At 40.9% G+C, this 16,347-nt stretch carries 12 protein-coding genes; 3 read left to right on the top strand and 9 right to left on the bottom strand.

The annotated features are described in order from the left end of the window. Positions 1-12: 12 nt before the first annotated feature. The 3 genes from ACJJIN_RS17800 to ACJJIN_RS17790 are packed head-to-tail and all read right to left on the bottom strand — an operon-like array spanning position 13 to position 5,356. Positions 13-3,144, bottom strand: coding sequence for a glycosyltransferase family 4 protein (locus ACJJIN_RS17800; protein WP_444895623.1), 3,132 nt, complete (start codon positions 3,142-3,144; stop codon positions 13-15). Next, a complete protein-coding gene (locus ACJJIN_RS17795; RefSeq protein WP_444895622.1) occupies positions 3,134-4,111 on the bottom strand; it encodes an NAD-dependent epimerase/dehydratase family protein in 978 nt (325 codons plus the stop codon). The genes ACJJIN_RS17800 and ACJJIN_RS17795 overlap by 11 nt, the downstream gene beginning before the upstream one ends. A 15-nt stretch (positions 4,112-4,126) precedes the next feature. Beyond that, a complete protein-coding gene (locus ACJJIN_RS17790; RefSeq protein WP_444895621.1) occupies positions 4,127-5,356 on the bottom strand; it encodes an NAD-dependent epimerase/dehydratase family protein in 1,230 nt (409 codons plus the stop codon). A gap of 409 nt (positions 5,357-5,765) precedes the next feature. On the opposite strand from ACJJIN_RS17790, the gene ACJJIN_RS17785 reads away from it, so the two are divergent. Then, on the top strand, positions 5,766-7,112 hold the full coding sequence (locus ACJJIN_RS17785) for a methyltransferase (protein ID WP_444895620.1): 1,347 nt from the start codon (positions 5,766-5,768) through the stop codon (positions 7,110-7,112). A gap of 25 nt (positions 7,113-7,137) precedes the next feature. After that, the gene (locus ACJJIN_RS17780) at positions 7,138-8,136 is read left to right on the top strand and encodes a hypothetical protein (protein ID WP_444895619.1); all 999 of its coding nucleotides are present in this window, start codon (positions 7,138-7,140) and stop codon (positions 8,134-8,136) included. 74 nt (positions 8,137-8,210) lie between these two features. Here the strand turns inward: ACJJIN_RS17780 and ACJJIN_RS17775 are convergent, their stop codons facing one another. Together ACJJIN_RS17775 and ACJJIN_RS17770 are read right to left on the bottom strand one after the other, a co-directional pair. Continuing rightward, complete coding sequence (locus ACJJIN_RS17775; RefSeq protein WP_444895618.1) at positions 8,211-8,849, bottom strand: glutathione S-transferase family protein; 639 nt, start codon at positions 8,847-8,849, stop codon at positions 8,211-8,213. Positions 8,850-8,964: 115 nt separating this feature from the next. Continuing rightward, complete coding sequence (locus ACJJIN_RS17770) at positions 8,965-9,393, bottom strand: VOC family protein (RefSeq protein ID WP_444895617.1); 429 nt, start codon at positions 9,391-9,393, stop codon at positions 8,965-8,967. Positions 9,394-9,629: 236 nt separating this feature from the next. Between ACJJIN_RS17770 and guaD the strand changes: the two genes are divergently transcribed. Further along, on the top strand, positions 9,630-11,027 hold the full coding sequence (gene guaD, locus ACJJIN_RS17765) for a guanine deaminase (RefSeq protein ID WP_444895616.1): 1,398 nt from the start codon (positions 9,630-9,632) through the stop codon (positions 11,025-11,027). A 1-nt stretch (position 11,028) separates the two neighbouring features. Here the strand turns inward: guaD and ACJJIN_RS17760 are convergent, their stop codons facing one another. The 4 genes from ACJJIN_RS17760 to atpD all read right to left on the bottom strand — a co-directional run bounded on the left by ACJJIN_RS17760 (position 11,029) and on the right by atpD (position 16,323). Further along, the gene (locus ACJJIN_RS17760; protein WP_444895615.1) at positions 11,029-12,003 is read right to left on the bottom strand and encodes a hypothetical protein; all 975 of its coding nucleotides are present in this window, start codon (positions 12,001-12,003) and stop codon (positions 11,029-11,031) included. Positions 12,004-12,179: 176 nt separating this feature from the next. After that, on the bottom strand, positions 12,180-14,321 hold the full coding sequence (locus tag ACJJIN_RS17755) for a hypothetical protein (RefSeq protein WP_444895614.1): 2,142 nt from the start codon (positions 14,319-14,321) through the stop codon (positions 12,180-12,182). Positions 14,322-14,481: 160 nt separating this feature from the next. Further along, the gene (locus tag ACJJIN_RS17750) at positions 14,482-14,901 is read right to left on the bottom strand and encodes a F0F1 ATP synthase subunit epsilon (RefSeq protein ID WP_108735087.1); all 420 of its coding nucleotides are present in this window, start codon (positions 14,899-14,901) and stop codon (positions 14,482-14,484) included. Positions 14,902-14,919: 18 nt separating this feature from the next. After that, positions 14,920-16,323, bottom strand: coding sequence for a F0F1 ATP synthase subunit beta (gene atpD, locus ACJJIN_RS17745; RefSeq protein WP_282930574.1), 1,404 nt, complete (start codon positions 16,321-16,323; stop codon positions 14,920-14,922). Between the last annotated feature and the right edge of the window lie 24 nt (positions 16,324-16,347).

Below are 16,347 nucleotides of genomic sequence, written 5' to 3'. Positions count from 1 at the left end.
ATTCAAGCCACCTTAGATCGCGACTAACATTTGTTTAAGATAACGCAATCGGCCATTTCGTAAGACAAGTCCATTTTCCTTAACACGTACGGTAATCTCTGAGTTTTCCTGCTTTATTTCAGGGGTTAATGAGAACCGGAATCCATACCAAGCTAGTTTCGGGTTTCGAGTACCGAAACGCTCCACATAACGATTCGCCGTGGCTTCAGCTACAATGTTTCCGTTCACCTCTAAGACAATCACTAAATTTTTAGCTATATTGCTTCTATCCCATGCCCATCCCTCAAGAACCCGTGGATCGAGTGCAAAAAGCTCTCGTGGTGGAATTGACCCCTTAATAGGTGAGCCAGTATATCCCTTAAATATACGTTGCAAGGTAGTACCTGATTTTTGAATCACAGCCTGAAAACTAAACTTGGGTTTAAATTCAGTTTCATTGATTTTTCCCTGCTCATGGATAATTTTTGCAATATCATGTTCAGGCTCATCCTTACCTTCTACTGTATAATCCTTGTCTACAAACTCTCCTGCCTCTGCGTGATCTTGCCCATATAAAGTGGTATCTTCAGTATCTATCTCTTGAATATTTTCAGGTGTGTTATTTTCCGATTTAGAGAAGAAACTCCAGGTATATTTTTGGTTAAATATCTCCTCAACAGCTACCTCATTAAGTATTGGACTCCCAGAGATAGCTGCAAATACATTTTTAGAAAGTTTTATAACCCTTATAAAACGGGTATAAGTCATTTCTTGATCTTCTAACAGAAACTTAATATTAAATTTTTCACCTTCTTCCCATTTATCTGGAATTGGGAATCTATGTAAAGTAAGTTCATTATCTTGTAGCTCCAAAGAAATTGACTGGGGCTCGCCATTAACGATTAATTGCCTATTTCCCGAACCTTTGGCTACACAGAGCAAATGGGAATTTCTCTCGTCCAAACCTACAACCACCCTCGGATTACGGTTTTTCATTTTACGAGGCCGGTCGGCATGTAAAAGCCACACAGGTTCCTCATCCAAACGATTCTTATCCCGATAAAGTGCTGGTCTTAATTTAGCTCCAATAGGCTGAGCTGAAGGAAGAAGGGCTAGTTTACGATAGGCAATATTATCATTTTCAATCAACGGCATTGAGCGAAGATAGACGGAGTTAGCGTTATTTCGAGATTCTTCCAGTTCTTCTAAATAGTAATCGCTTCGAAGATGGCACTCAGGAATAACCATCAATTCAAACCCAAATTCTTTGTTCGCCCTTAAAATATATTCTTGTACCAAACCGTAGCGAATATCATAAGGGAGTATTGACCCCACCTTGCTTGATACCAGTTTTGGAATACAAATAATATTTGTGCCTATAGCATTTCCAAAGCTGATCTCAGACACGATATCTACACCTATCGGCATTACCACCTTGTTTTCAGGTAGAGATAAAAAGCTAGTGATTATGAATTCATGATTTATTTGAAGAGTTTTGCGTAACTCACCACAAAATTTTCCACCTAACCGAGAGGATGTACCGTCACAGAGAATGCAAGCATCTAGAGTACTTTCAGAAAGACTTTTTGCCAGTGCAATCCCTGCTGGAAATCCAATGAAATCCACCAAACTACAATTGAGACCGGCTTCCAATAGAAAGTTAGAAGCTCTCTCAGCAATATTTTCAAGATAGGGATCAATTAATAAAAATTTGATGGAGTCGGGTCTATCAACTAAAAGTGCCTCAGAAAACTCCATAACACTCTCAGTATCCCGCAATAGAACAACCACTTCTAGGGTCGGTAACTCCATCTCATTAGAAGTTGTTAAGGTGGGAGAGCCTGTAATCTTGGTGATCGCTTCAGCGCCACTATACTGCTTAAAAAGATCTGCTAAGTAGGCATGAAAACCATACCAAACTTGAAGGTTATAATTGTTATCAAAACTGGAATGTGCAATCCTATGCCCACTCTTCAGTACCTCTTCTAGCCTTTTCGCAAGCTCAAATGCGTAGGGTGCGATAAGACAACTTTCATGGTCTTCTTTTGCGATAAGCTCTGGAGTTCCCCCTACTCGCGTTGCAATAAAAGGAATATTATTCTCTAGTGTTTCATATACTGCCATGGTGGAGTTTTCAATCAGGGAGGGCATTACCGCTATCATATCCCTGGAACATAAAAACGAGAGAGCTTCCGGCTGGTTATAATCTGTGATGCAATTGACTTCAAAACTCCAAGTAGATGCTTTTCTCTCAATATAGTCCGCAACCTTCTCATTGTTTTGATTAGGTAAGGCTTCACCATATTTACCTAGGAAATTAACTCTGGTAGGACAATTCCCCGTCCGCTCAAGTAAATCCAGAGCGGTACAAAAGAGCTCCAATCCCTTCCGCATTTCCAAACGACCAAAGAAGGTCAATTCGTTAGTGCGAACTACATCACCAGGCTGTCGATTAATGCGTTTATCATCAACGGGAACTTCGGAAAAATCGAGAATATTTGGCTGAACATAAGTTGATGTTGGCAGCTTATAGCCGACATAGCGCATAAAGCAAAGTAGATGTGCGCTACCACCAATTACCATATCGGCAAATTCAACACATTTCTGCTCAGCAAAACTCGCTGGTAACAGCTCCCTTTTTACCAATGGCTGCATTTGATAATGACGATTCCAGAGGTGCGGGGACGATGTCTTTACAATAAATAATGTATCTTTGAACGCCAAACCCAACTTCTTAACCATCAACGCATAAATTAATCCACCTCGCCATTCGGAAGTGTGGATAACATCAAAACGTCTCTGTCCAATTAACCAGCGGTATGCCGCACTATATCGTCGCTGCCAACTCTGTGAGGGGCCAATTATTGTTTCATCCGTGTGCACCAAATAGTGCAGTGAAACACCAAAATTGGAATATTCCTCAACCCAATACTCAGGTGTTTCATTCTCAACTGTTTCACCTTTTAAGTAGAGCACATGTACTTCATGCCCATGTCCTGCCAGTCCTTTCGCTAGGTGATAGTAGGTTGAAGCAATCCCTCCATTTCTCACCGGACCTAGGATTTCTTCTGTGGCTATACAAACTCTGAGCTTCTGGTCCGACTCAAAACCTGCATAAGTATTTAAATCAGGGAATGATTCTACTGAAAATTTGTCAATCTGCATTCTGTAGGGCCCTCTGCGAGAGGCTAGGCTTCAGAACATCCTCCTTATTGACAAAGTAATCCCATGTAATTTGAATACCGTCCCTTAATGATACCTCAGGCCTAAAGCCCAAGTACTGTTTTGCTTTAGTAATATCCGTATAGTTATGGCGCACTTCACCTGCCCTGAAAGGGTGGTTAGCTATTTCAAGATCTTCATGGCAGCCCGAGACATCCCTTAGTAAACTAATTACTTCGTTAATTGACGTCGGCTGGCCGCTACCCAGCTGAAATACCCCATTTTCTCTCTTTTCCAGAGCCCTAATTATTCCCTGGCAGAGATCGCCTACAAAAATAAAGTCTCTAGTCTGATAGCCATCTCCGTAGACATCACAGACCTGTCCTTTCAGAATATTTTTAATAAAGGCTGCTATCACACTTCCTTTGTGAAAGGAAAGCGGACCATAAACATTAGAGAATCGTAAAGAAGTTATTGATAATCCATAACTTTGAGAATATGCAGAACAGTAGGCCTCTGCTGCAGCCTTAGACGCACCATAAGCCGATGCGGGATTCACTGGCATTAATTCGTGTACTGGTGGATCAGCTTCTCCAATGATCGCCCCACCTGTAGAAGCATTAATGAGATGTTTAACCTCATACCTTCGCATTGCTTCCAGAAGATTGACAGTCCCCTGTACATTTACTTCAAAATTATAGACGGGGTTATTTATTGAATTAATAACACGTGTATCTGCAGCTAAATGTATAACAGCATCAGCTTGCTTTACAGCTTCATCTATATCCCGTTGATTTCTAACATCTCCTCTAATAAATTGGTGAGGTATTCCGGCTAATGCTGCGGTAGTGCCAGTGACCTCATTATCTAAAACTAAAATTTCGTCATATAAACTCAAAGTACTGAGATATTTGACTAAATTTGAACCTATAAATCCACATCCACCAGTAATAAGGATTCGCGTAGACATAGCTAAAGCTACCCACTAGGAAATGGTTTCAGTAACTTCACTAGTTTTTTCCCGATAGGAAATATCGGCAAGTTTATTACCCTTTGTCCAATAAGAAACGCAAGGTATTTTTGTATGATCAGCCCGATCTTGATATTGCATTGTTATATCTGTAATTTCTTGTAGAAGACTATCTTTAATAAGAATCGGCTGCCATCCAAATGAACGAAGTAAATCATTTTTTACATTGAGATCATTTCTCTCTGCCTCCTTCCTCGGGTTTGGCAGATAACTTATTTCACAGTCTGTCAGTGATTGAACTAATTGTGCAAGATCAGAAAGTGATTGCGTTTCCGCCATCTGATTGAGAATCAGTGGCCGTTCACCGAGCTCCGGTGGATGTAAAAGTGCCTGCTCAATACATTTGCAAGTATCAGAGATATGGATAAATGCGCGAGTTTGACCACCTGTGCCATGAACAGTCAGTGGGAAACCGACAGTCGCTTGCATTAGAAATCTATTTAGGACTGTGCCGTAGTCCCCGTCATAATCAAAACGATTTATCAAACGCTCATCCAAACTAGAGAGTTCAGTCTGCGTTCCCCAAACAATCCCCTGGTGAAGGTCAGTAATACGAAGCCTGTCATTTTTCGCATAATACTGAAACATCTGCGAATCCATCGTCTTGGTCATATGGTAAATGGAGCCGGGATTAGGCGGATAAACGATAGAGTCTGAAATTTGACGATTATCAACTGTCTCTATTTTTACATCCAAGTAACCTTCAGGTATTGGTATGGGCTCCTCATGGCCGTAACCATACACTCCCATTGTACCGAGGTGAACCAAGTGAATATCAAGCTGCGTCTCTACAATCGCATTGAGAATATTATGGGTACCACAAATATTATTAGCGATCGTATAATTTTTAGTAGCGCTGCTTTTCATCGAATAGGGCGCAGCGCGCTGCTCACCAAAATGGACTATACTATCTGGCTTTTCCTCCTCTAGGAGATTTACAAGATCGTTAAATTTCTGGGAAACATCCAACTCGACAAAGCGAATAACCTTTCCCGTTAATTCAAACCAGGTATCAATACGCTCTTTCAGTTCTCGAATCGGTGTTAATGATTCTACATTGAGCTCACTATCAATTTTTCTTCTAGAAAAATTGTCAATAATAATAACTTCATGACCTAAATTACTCAGATGTAATGAGGTTGGCCATCCACAAAAGCCATCGCCACCGACTATTATCAGTTTCAAAGAGCCACCTCCACAAGTTTTGCCAACCAGGCCGTTGGCAGATCAATTTATTCAGGGTTGAGGTGTTATCGTCTGCTGCTTAATTGGATAACGTGAATCTTACAAAATCCAATTTATAACACAGGCTTTCCACCTTTACCGATTATACGAGTTAGCATCCGCGCCAACTTTTATAGATTGCACCTTGAATAGTTTTCTCAGAGAAAATAAATTTATTATTTGACAGCTCCAACTTTCACATTTATGAATATTTCCATAGCTTAAGAAAATCAGTGCTAGCTGCGAGCATGTACTCAATAATAAGCAATCTTATTATATTTGATTTAAATCGAGCGCAACTGCACCTATTTGCAGCATGCAAGTCAATATCCACGCCAAAAAACCTGGTTACCATTACTTGGAAAATTAAATGTCTACTTTAGAAATCAATCAGCTGGATAACTTTGAACAAGGGAAGCAAGCTGCATTAGCTGGAGAAATAGACCTGGCGAGAGAGTTATTGCGTCCAATTGCCGATCTCAACCCTTTTCATCCGGCTACTTATTTTCTGTGCTATGCCGAATCAAAAAATGGTTCGATTCTAAATTGTGATAAGTATGCGCTGACCTTCATCTCAAGACATCCACACCATGTAGGCATGAGAATAATCTCCGCTATGCTAAATATAGCTAAAGGAGACATAGATCAAGCTGAAAAAGATATAAAAATAGCAATCAAGTGTAACCCAGAACATAAACGAGCTCTGAAAGTCTTTGACCAAGTCAAACTAATACGAATCGAAAATAATGCCAGAGAAGCGATTGAAATTTTAGACACTTCCCGGTCTCACCCTGCATTTTCAAAACTTTCCCGCTCAAAGGCAGCAAAACAACTGAAGAAAATAGAACCTTTAGAAGATTGGGACAATCATGAATTACAGGCTAAAATCGCATTTTTCCACAACTGCACTAATATACGCCACGCACTAAAGAATTTTGATTCGGATCTCATCACTAGTGCCGTTGAACTCGGCTACTGCTCATGGCCAAGAAAATTACATAAATATGTACAAGGGTGCAATGTTTTAGATGTCGGTTGTGGTTTTGGCGGCTATGCCATGGGCTACCTCTGTGCTGGGGCAAATAGTTATACCGGTGTAGACCCTGCAATGTCTTTAGACTCCAGGAGAGTTCGCAATAAAAGGATAAGAAAGTGGGTTAACGCTCCAATGTCCGGCCAGGACATCATGGATTTGATCCCGGATATTGATCTACGCCAGTGCTCTACCCGCGATCTCGTCGGTATAAAAACCTTTGATACGGTTTGCCTACACAATGTCACTGAGCACCTATTGGAAATAGAAGGTGTGTTTGAAGATATTGCGGGGTTGTTAACCAAAGGAGGGAAAATTATATTTCTGCATCACAACTTTTATGGCTGGAGTGGGCACCATATGCCTCCTCATAATCCATCAGTCTTGGATGAAGGGAATCCAGATCATCTTAAGTTTTGTGATTGGAACCATATTAATATTGTTCGCCATTTGCCACACGACCACTATTTACACACACATCTAAATCGCATTCGAATCGATGAATTACGCGCATTAACACGTAAGTATTTTAATATCGATACCTGGGAACTACAGCCTTCACATAGTAATGTTTTAGAACGTTTAACTCCGGAAATAGAGACCAGAGTAAGAGAAGAAATTCCTGATATTACACTGGATGAAATGAAGACAAATGTTGTTTTTTGTGTAGCTTACGCTAAGTAATTAATTTTCTTTCCGGAGCAAAATAATGTACGAAATTGAAGATGCGGAAATTGCAAGGGGTTGTTATGTACACCCAGAAATATCATTCTCTAAAACTGAAGTCCCCCAGAGCGTATTTGAGACGCCAGGAATGGTTTCGATTGCGGAACGCAAATTACTCTATTCATTGGCGTCAAAAAATTTCCAGCAAAAAGGATATATTGTTGATGCAGGAAGCTTTATGGGAGCTTCTGTAGTTTCTCTCGCGCATGGATTGATGAGTAATTCAAATTTTTCAAACAACATAAATTCAAATATATTGAATAGTAAGCCTATTAGTAGTTATGAATTGGGTTTTCTACCTAAACCTGCAAATGGTTCGGATCGTGTTTGGGAGTGTGACTCACTGACCTATAAGTTTGGTGAATCTTTTGTTCCAATATTAGAAAATAGTATTTCTCCATTTCAGTCATTGATTGAACTAAATATCGGTGATTTTAATGAGTTTTCCTGGCCTGATAATCCAATTGAAATTTGTTTTATTGATGTATGTAAAACTCAGGACCTAAATAAACATGTTTCAGCAGAGTTTATGCCAAAGCTTATTGAGCGCGAATCATTTTTCATTAATCAGGATTTTTTCTTTGATCGTTTACCATGGATTAAAGTAACCATGGGATATCTTGAAGATTATTTCGACTGGTATGGGCAAGTATTTTCAAGCTCAATCTATAAGTGTAAAAAACCAATTCCTAAGGAAGTAGCTGAATACGACCCATTCACCGAAGCTAGCCTAGAGGAATGCTTGAAGCTCCACGATAATCATCCTAAAGAACATCTAACAGATGCTCACAAATTAAGAATGTGCTTATCTCGCTCATATCTTATTGCAATGAAGGGGGATAAAGATGAAGCACTAGATTATCTCAAAGTAGTTGAAAGTGATTATGAGCATATGATGGATGAAAATACTTCTATAGACAGAAATGATCGTTTTCGATTCAACAGAGCTGTTCGGCAAATAAAAAGCGGAATTTTTAGTTGAAAACTAGTATTTGGGATAAATTAGAAAGGTCAGAAGTATAATTTCTGACCTTTTAGTTCAAACTATACTTAAATTTAAGCGGGACTTATATTCATGTCTTTTTCCAAAGCTGCATCAAGTTCATGAGCTCGTTGAAATGCTTTACGCTGAGATAAACGAGTTACATACTCCTGATACTCTTCACGCTTATCTATAGTTCCAAACTGTAACCCCCACCCCAGCTGTGCACCAATATATACATCTGCTGCTGTAAAACGTTCTCCAACAATATACGGGTTTGATTTAATTGCACTAGAAAGCGTATCTAGTGCCAATTTATAATTACCGTAACCCAACATTTGCTGTTTATCTTTAGCCACATCTTCATCAAAGATATATTTATTCACAATGGCGGACTCCAGAGGTCCAGCCGAATAAAACATCCATCGGTAATAATTGGCACGCTCTTCGTTATTTATCGGAGACAAACCTGAATCAGAAAATACATCTGCCAAGTAGACACATATTGCTGCTGCTTCAGTTATTATTTTGTTGTCGTGCACTAGTGTTGGAACTTTCCCCATGGGATTCAAAGCAAGATACTCTTGCGATTTCATGTCTTCGCCATATTCAAGTACTTTGGTTTGATAGGGTACTGATATCTCCTCTAACATCCATCGAACAATACAGCCTCTCGACTGAGGATTCGTATAAAAGATGATTTCATTTGCCATGTCAATATCTCGAAATTATGTGGAGACATAAATTTTAGCTAGGCAAGTATCATTTCTTCGAGAGATTTACATGTCAAGTTATTAAGTAAAAGTACTATCTATTTACTTGGATAATTCACTCGGCTAATTCAACAGTTATATTCTCTGGCCCCAAGAGAAAAGCTAATTTTTTATCTTGATACTCCAATATTCCGCTTCTTGTACTAATTCCTTGCTTCGATAAATACTCTAAAGCTTCATTCAAATTATCTACCTTTAAACACAGATGGTTATAACCGGGCCTTGCCAAGTCAATTAGTGATGGATTAGTTTTAACCACTGGATTTCGGTAGTGAAGTAGCTGTATCTCAAATTTCGGAGATGACTGCTTTAGTACCATCGTAAAGTGATCTGCTTCTACATTATCCACCTGGAGATACCGTGACGCTTTCTCGCCAGTTAGATAATTTTTGAGTAGAAGCTCAAAACCCAGCAATTCAAAAAAACTGACACTTTCCTCTAATTTCGTAACAACTACTGTTACGTGATCTGGGTGTTTAAACATGGATTGAGAGCCTTCAATCTGGATTTAAGTACAAGTTTAGATGTAATTACTTAAGTTTTTTCCAAATACAAAATATACAAATCAAATTTTTGTATTTTCAAGCAGGTTATTACTCAATATATAAGTTAATTTGTTGTTTTGTATTCCAGTTCTTCTAGAGAGTACCGAAATAAATTTGTCACATTATCTTTCAAATGCTAAATATATAGGTTTGCTTATTGTTTTAACGGAGTGAAATGGTGGTCGAAACTTTATCCCTAAGCAGCAGTATAAAGTCCAACATAGTTAAATTATTTTTATTACTCTCAGCTTCTAGCAACTTTGTTTATGCAGAGACAACTATATTTCAAGGTGACATACTTCATTTTACAGCCGACCCGGCGAAGACCAATAAAGCTTATGAATATATTGAGGATGGCGGATTAATTGTCAAAGATGGAATAATTGCAGGGATAATTTCTGAACAACAAATTTCGGAAAAACAAAAAGAAGCAGAGATTGTAGATTATCGCGGCAAGTTAATACTTCCCGGTTTTATTGATTCTCATATTCACTATCCACAGACGGGGATGATTGCGGCTCATGGCGAGCAATTATTAGAGTGGCTTAAAGAATACACCTTTCCAACTGAAAGTAAATTTTCCGACAAAGAACACGCGAAGGAAGTTGCAGAGTTCTTTATTAGTCAGTTGCTAAAGAATGGCACAACATCAGCACTTGTATTTGGTACCGTTCACCCAGAGTCTATAGATGCTCTCTTTGAAATTGCTCAACGGGAAAACATGCGACTAATTGCAGGCAAGGTACTGATGGATCGCAATGCTCCAGAATACCTGCAAGATACGCCCGAAAGTGCATATTCCGATAGCAAGAAGCTAATCGAACGTTGGCATAATAAGGATCGATTGAGCTATGCCATTACTCCAAGATTTGCCCCGACAAGTACTCCTGAACAGCTTAAGCAGGCAGCTAAGTTACTAGATGAATATCCCGATGTGTATATGCATACCCATGTTTCCGAAAATAAGGATGAAATTAATTGGGTAAAATCATTGTTCCCAGAAGCAAACAGTTATCTTGATGTTTATAACATATATGGATTAAATCGGGACCACTCAGTGTTTGCTCATGGTATTTATCTGGATGACCAAGAGATGGAAAGTATGGCTTCAGTAGGTAGCGCTATAGCTTTTTGCCCAACGTCTAATCTGTTTCTAGGGAGCGGATTATTCCCGCTTAATAGAGCTGAAGAAATCAATGTTAGTGTGGGCCTGGGAACCGATGTAGGAGCTGGCACCAGTTTCTCGATGTTAGAGACTATGGATGAGGCCTATAAGGTGATTCAGCTACAAAAATCCATCGGCAATAACACCGGAGTGAAAACCCTCTCTCCATTAAAAGCACTTTACCTTGCTACGTTGGGATCTGCCAAGGCATTAGATATTGATGACAAAGTCGGGAGTTTTGAGAAGGGTAAGGAAGCTGATTTTATCGTAATTGATTTAAAATCCACCGATTTAATGAAATTTAGAATGAAGTCGGCTAGAACCCTCGAAGAGAAATTATTTGCACTTCAGGTACTCGGTGATGACAGGGCTATACATAGCACATATATAATGGGAAATAGAAAATAGTTCATCTAGAACTTGATATCGCGTTACCTATTTTTCGGTATTCTTCTTGTATTCGATTTAGGTTATCAACCCCAAGGTAGTACTCTTCACCATCGCCAAACATACTCTCCCAAACAAAAGGGTATATGGCAATTACCTTGGGGTTTCCTATCGCAAAGTCATAAGCTTGCCTAGCCTGGCTAATTAATTGTGGCTCTGTAATGCTACCGAAGGCTCTATTCGATGTTTTAAAAGCTCTCGGGATAAGATAATAATTTACATCTAAATGTGATGTTCTTGTCATTAGTTTTTCGACTATCTTATTTTGAAAACTTACTCCCACGTAATAATTTACAGCAAATAGATTATATTTTTTTGGTACCATTTCCTCAAAACGTGATTTTCTGACCGTTTCATTCATAAATGTAATTGCTCTTTTTGCTTTTGGAAAACTATCTTTAACTAGTTGAGCGATCTCTTCAAGATAGAGCTTAAGCGTTATGTTACTTAATTTTGAGCGATAAAATGGTTCATCTAGCGGGTCAAAGGCCATTATAATATCGCTAAATGGCTCTAACTGCCTCTTTGCTCTTTCCCAGCGTTCAAGATAATCCTCTCTTTTCCTATAGGTAGGATAACCATCAAAAAATATAGGTGCTAGTTGTATCCAAAGCTTTAATCCATGACTTCTGGCTTCTTTCATTATATCTATGTCATAGTAATATACGTCTACAAAAGTGGTGAATGACGCAACTTGAGCAATTTCATCTATTGTCCAACCGGAATGAAAGAATCCAAAATCCGTTAGGTGCTCTGGCACGATATTACCCGGATTTATAGTTGTCGATGACACAATGTTTCCATGCAAAAAAATGCGTTCTGTTTGCTTCAAGTTAGCGCCCAAAGTAGGGGGGCTACCCTCAGCATGTGTATTTTTAGAAAGAGCATATAAAACAACAAAAGTGAAAATCAATACGCCAAATGCCAAGTGCTTCATCGTTGAAAACATCTTTAATATGAATCCATAAAGTTTCATTAGTTAGTGTAGCAACAAGGTACTCTATATAGCTTTTTATTTTATATGTGAACTTAACTATCAAGTGAGACAGTTATTTTATTTATCGTCCTTTGTATGCAGGTATTAGCTCATATAGCTTATACCTGCTAAATAAATTATTGTGACACCATTAGATACTGTTTTGTTTCAATATCAAAAACAGCAACGCCTCGATTTGGCATAGAGACATACAGAACATTTTTAGCTTGATCTACTGCTGGAGTAAGCAGCATATCCTCCCACTCTTGTTGTATGACACTTAAAAGCAGGGTTCTATTTCCAGTTTCTCTATCTATAGCCAAAAGCTCGATGTTAATTGGTTCATCATCGCTTTCTGTGTGATTGTAATCTTCTACATATATTAGATTACCTTCACTGCTATACGCCAATTCCCCTAATTCATAAACACTTTCTCCAGCACCAATTTCATTACTTGATATGATTTTTGTTATTTCATTTTCCAGATTAAACCCAACAACTTTCCCATGAATATCTGAAATATATATTTCTGTGGATTCTAAATTTATTGATATATGGTTTGGATACCATAACCCCATATCGGGGAAAGAACTAATTTCAGTTCGATCTCCAGACTGCAAATCTATCGATATCAGTGAGCTACTAGAAATAGCGAGTATTCTATCTCGAGTAGTATCTATAGATAGTCCTGTAAGGCCAGTAAAATTCTCTCCAACACCGATACCAGGACCAGAAATAACCGATCTTTCTCCTGTTGCTGGATCTACTTTAATTATACTTTGAGAATTTATTTCTTGGACGTAGATATTTCCGTTTCGACTATCTACTGCCAAATCTTGAAAGTGTCCCTCGACTAGCCCTTCTCCATTATTAGGCCCAGATATAATCTCCCGATCACCAGTTTGTGGATCTATCGCTATTACTTGGTGAATATCATCATATTCAAATTTAGAGTATCTGGATTCTGCATAGCTATGATTGAGTAGAATAAGTCTTTGATTGTACTCATCATATATAAGGCCCGAGTTTGTTGAGAGTAGGGGACCTTTTCCTCTTATTTTTTTTGATATTAGTATTCGGCTTCCATTTTGCTTATTAACCAAAATAATATGCCCTGTTGAGCATGCGCTAATTAGAATTGAATCACCCGTATCAATGATACCATTCTTCGCTTCATCAAAATTGAGGTTTTCATCGCCGATGTCTAATTCTGACGACACTAGCTTTCGATCACCACTAATTAGGTCGATCTCAATCAATCTGCTATGGGTATCAGTGGCATAGGCTAAGTTGACTTCTAGATCAATCGTTAAGCCTGTCAAGTTTTGTAGAGACTCTCCCGAGCCTACACTCACTCCTGATAATTCGGTTGCCTGCCAGGTAGCAGGATTTAACTCCAGTAATCCATCTTCACTTACAACAAAAAATCGTCCGTCGACAATTTCGAACCCCTGATTGAAATAGCCTACTGAACTTCCGTCTTCATAATTAAAAGAGGATATTTTTTCACGCTCACCGGTAATGGGATCTACTTTTACTAAATAACTTGGAAAATAATTTAGCACATAGATATCACCAGAACTGATATCAATAGTAATTTGTGGTCTTTTCCCAAATGACATTGAATCATCTCCTGACTCGGAAATGATATTTAAGGTATTAAATTCACGATCGACAGAAATTAATTGGTCATTTTGGATGATTAAGAAATTACCCGTTCTATCATCAAATTCAGCTCCGACCACATCGGAGAGCTCTGAGGAAATATAATCTTCCTGCATACTTTCCAGATTTAATACCCTAGTAGGGTTAAAGGCATACGCTAGATTTCTATCGCTATCAAATGCCAACGGACCGCAAAATCTGTAGCTATTAAACCCGTCATAGCTATTAACACTCACTGAGGCAGCATCTGGGGAGGTATTCCCATTAACATCTGTTACCTCAATATTAATACTAGTTGTAGAGCCTTCCTCAAGCGTTATTTCAGCTTGCCAGGTTGCAAAATTATCATCCGATGTTGCGTCAATTCCATTTACTGATACCCTGGCAACACCAACATTATCATTTGCACTACCACGCACAACCAGCTGCTCTTTATCACTCCATAGCCCGTCGCTAGCGGGAAAGATAATACTTGCGCTTGGGTATTCACTATCGGTTTCCTCTTTCGGTATCGAAGAGTCGTTGCCCCCTGAAGAAGAACCCCCTCCGCATCCAACCATTAAGTACATCAGGAAGGTTATTAATAAGTAGTTTCTAATAGAGGTTTTCAACATTAATGCTCTTTGATGTAGAGGAGTAATGGCACATATATAGACGGGAAAGCTAACCTCCCTTCACTTAATAAGAGCCACTCGAAAAAATAGATATAAAAAAAGCAGCCGAAGCTGCTTTTTTGTCGCCTGGAAACAGGCCTTACGAGAAAGTAAGAACTGTTTATTTACCGGCCGCCTTGCGAATTGCCTGCAGGGTACGCAGACGCGCTTCGGCTTCGGCCAGCTGGGCTGAGATGCGCGCGTAGTCGACTTCAGACGGCGCCTTGTGCAGGGCGTGTTCCGCTTCTTCGCGGGCCTTCTGCGCGGCGTCTTCATCAATCTCACGTTCGGCTACATCGGCGAGGATAGTCACCATATTAGGTTGTACCTCGGCGTAGCCACCGCTGACGAACAGTACTTCCTCTTCACCACCGGGCTTGATGATGCGCACCGGACCGGCTTTCAGAGCGGTGAGCAACTGGGCGTGACCGTAGGAGAGACCCAGCTCACCCTCGATACCGCTCACAATCACCATCTCTACCAGCCCGGAGAAGAGAGACTGCTCGGCGCTGACAATGTCACAATGTACTGTCATGGCCATAGTATATGCCTCTCTCGATTAGCCCTTGGCTTTGTTGGCTTTTTCCACAGCTTCGTCGATGGTTCCCACCATGTAGAAGGCCTGTTCCGGCATGTGGTCATATTCACCGTTCAGGATGCCCTGGAAGCCACGGATGGTTTCTTTCAGGGAAACGTATTTACCTGGTGCACCGGTGAAGATTTCCGCAACGTGGAACGGCTGGGACAGGAAGCGTTCGATCTTACGGGCGCGGGCTACGGTCTGCTTGTCTTCTTCAGACAGCTCGTCCATACCCAGGATCGCGATGATGTCCTTCAGCTCTTTGTAGCGCTGCAGTACAGACTGTACGCCGCGAGCCACTTCGTAGTGCTCCTGACCGATTACCTGTGGGTCCAGCTGACGAGAGGTAGAGTCCAGCGGGTCAACAGCCGGGTAGATACCTTTAGCGGCGATATCACGGCTCAGTACTACAGTGGAGTCCAAGTGCGCGAAGGTGGTCGCCGGAGACGGGTCAGTCAAGTCATCCGCCGGTACGTATACCGCCTGGATAGAGGTGATAGAGCCAGTCTTGGTGGAGGTAATACGCTCCTGCAGAACGCCCATCTCTTCCGCCAGGGTCGGCTGGTAACCTACCGCAGAAGGCATACGGCCCAGCAGTGCGGATACTTCGGTACCGGCCAGGGTGTAGCGGTAGATGTTGTCGACGAACAACAGTACGTCTTTACCTTCATCACGGAATTTCTCCGCCATGGTCAGGCCGGTCAGGGCTACGCGCAGACGGTTGCCGGGCGGCTCATTCATCTGGCCGTAAACCATCGCCACTTTGGAGTTGGCTTTATTTTCCAGGTCAACAACGCCGGATTCAGCCATCTCGTAGTAGAAGTCGTTACCTTCACGGGTACGCTCACCAACACCTGCGAACACGGACAGACCGGAGTGCTCGGTAGCGATGTTGTTGATCAGTTCCATCATGTTTACGGTTTTACCTACACCGGCACCACCGAACAGACCAACCTTACCACCCTTGGCGAACGGGCAAACCAGGTCGATTACCTTGATGCCGGTTTCCAGCAGTTCGGTAGAGCTGGACTGCTCTTCGTAGGTCGGCGCAGCGCGGTGGATAGAGGAGCGCTCTTTCTCACCGATAGGGCCACACTCGTCAATCGGGTTGCCGAGCACGTCCATGATGCGACCGAGGGTTTCCAGGCCAACCGGTACAGAAACCGGAGCGCCGGTATTGCGCACGGACAGACCGCGGCTGACACCTTCGGATGAACCCATGGCAATAGCGCGTACCACGCCGTCACCCAACTGCTGCTGCACTTCCATGGTGAGGTTCTTGTCCTCAACCACCAGTGCGTCGTATACATTCGGAACAGAATCGCGTGGGAATTCCACGTCGATGACCGCTCCGATCACTTGCACAATTTGCCCGTTACTCATTTCCGGATCCTCAGCTTTAAATTC

The organism is Microbulbifer maximicatervae (SeqCode), from assembly GCF_052467505.1.
Note: the sequence above shows the minus strand (reverse complement) of the source record. Positions and strands in the feature narration are given on the sequence as shown.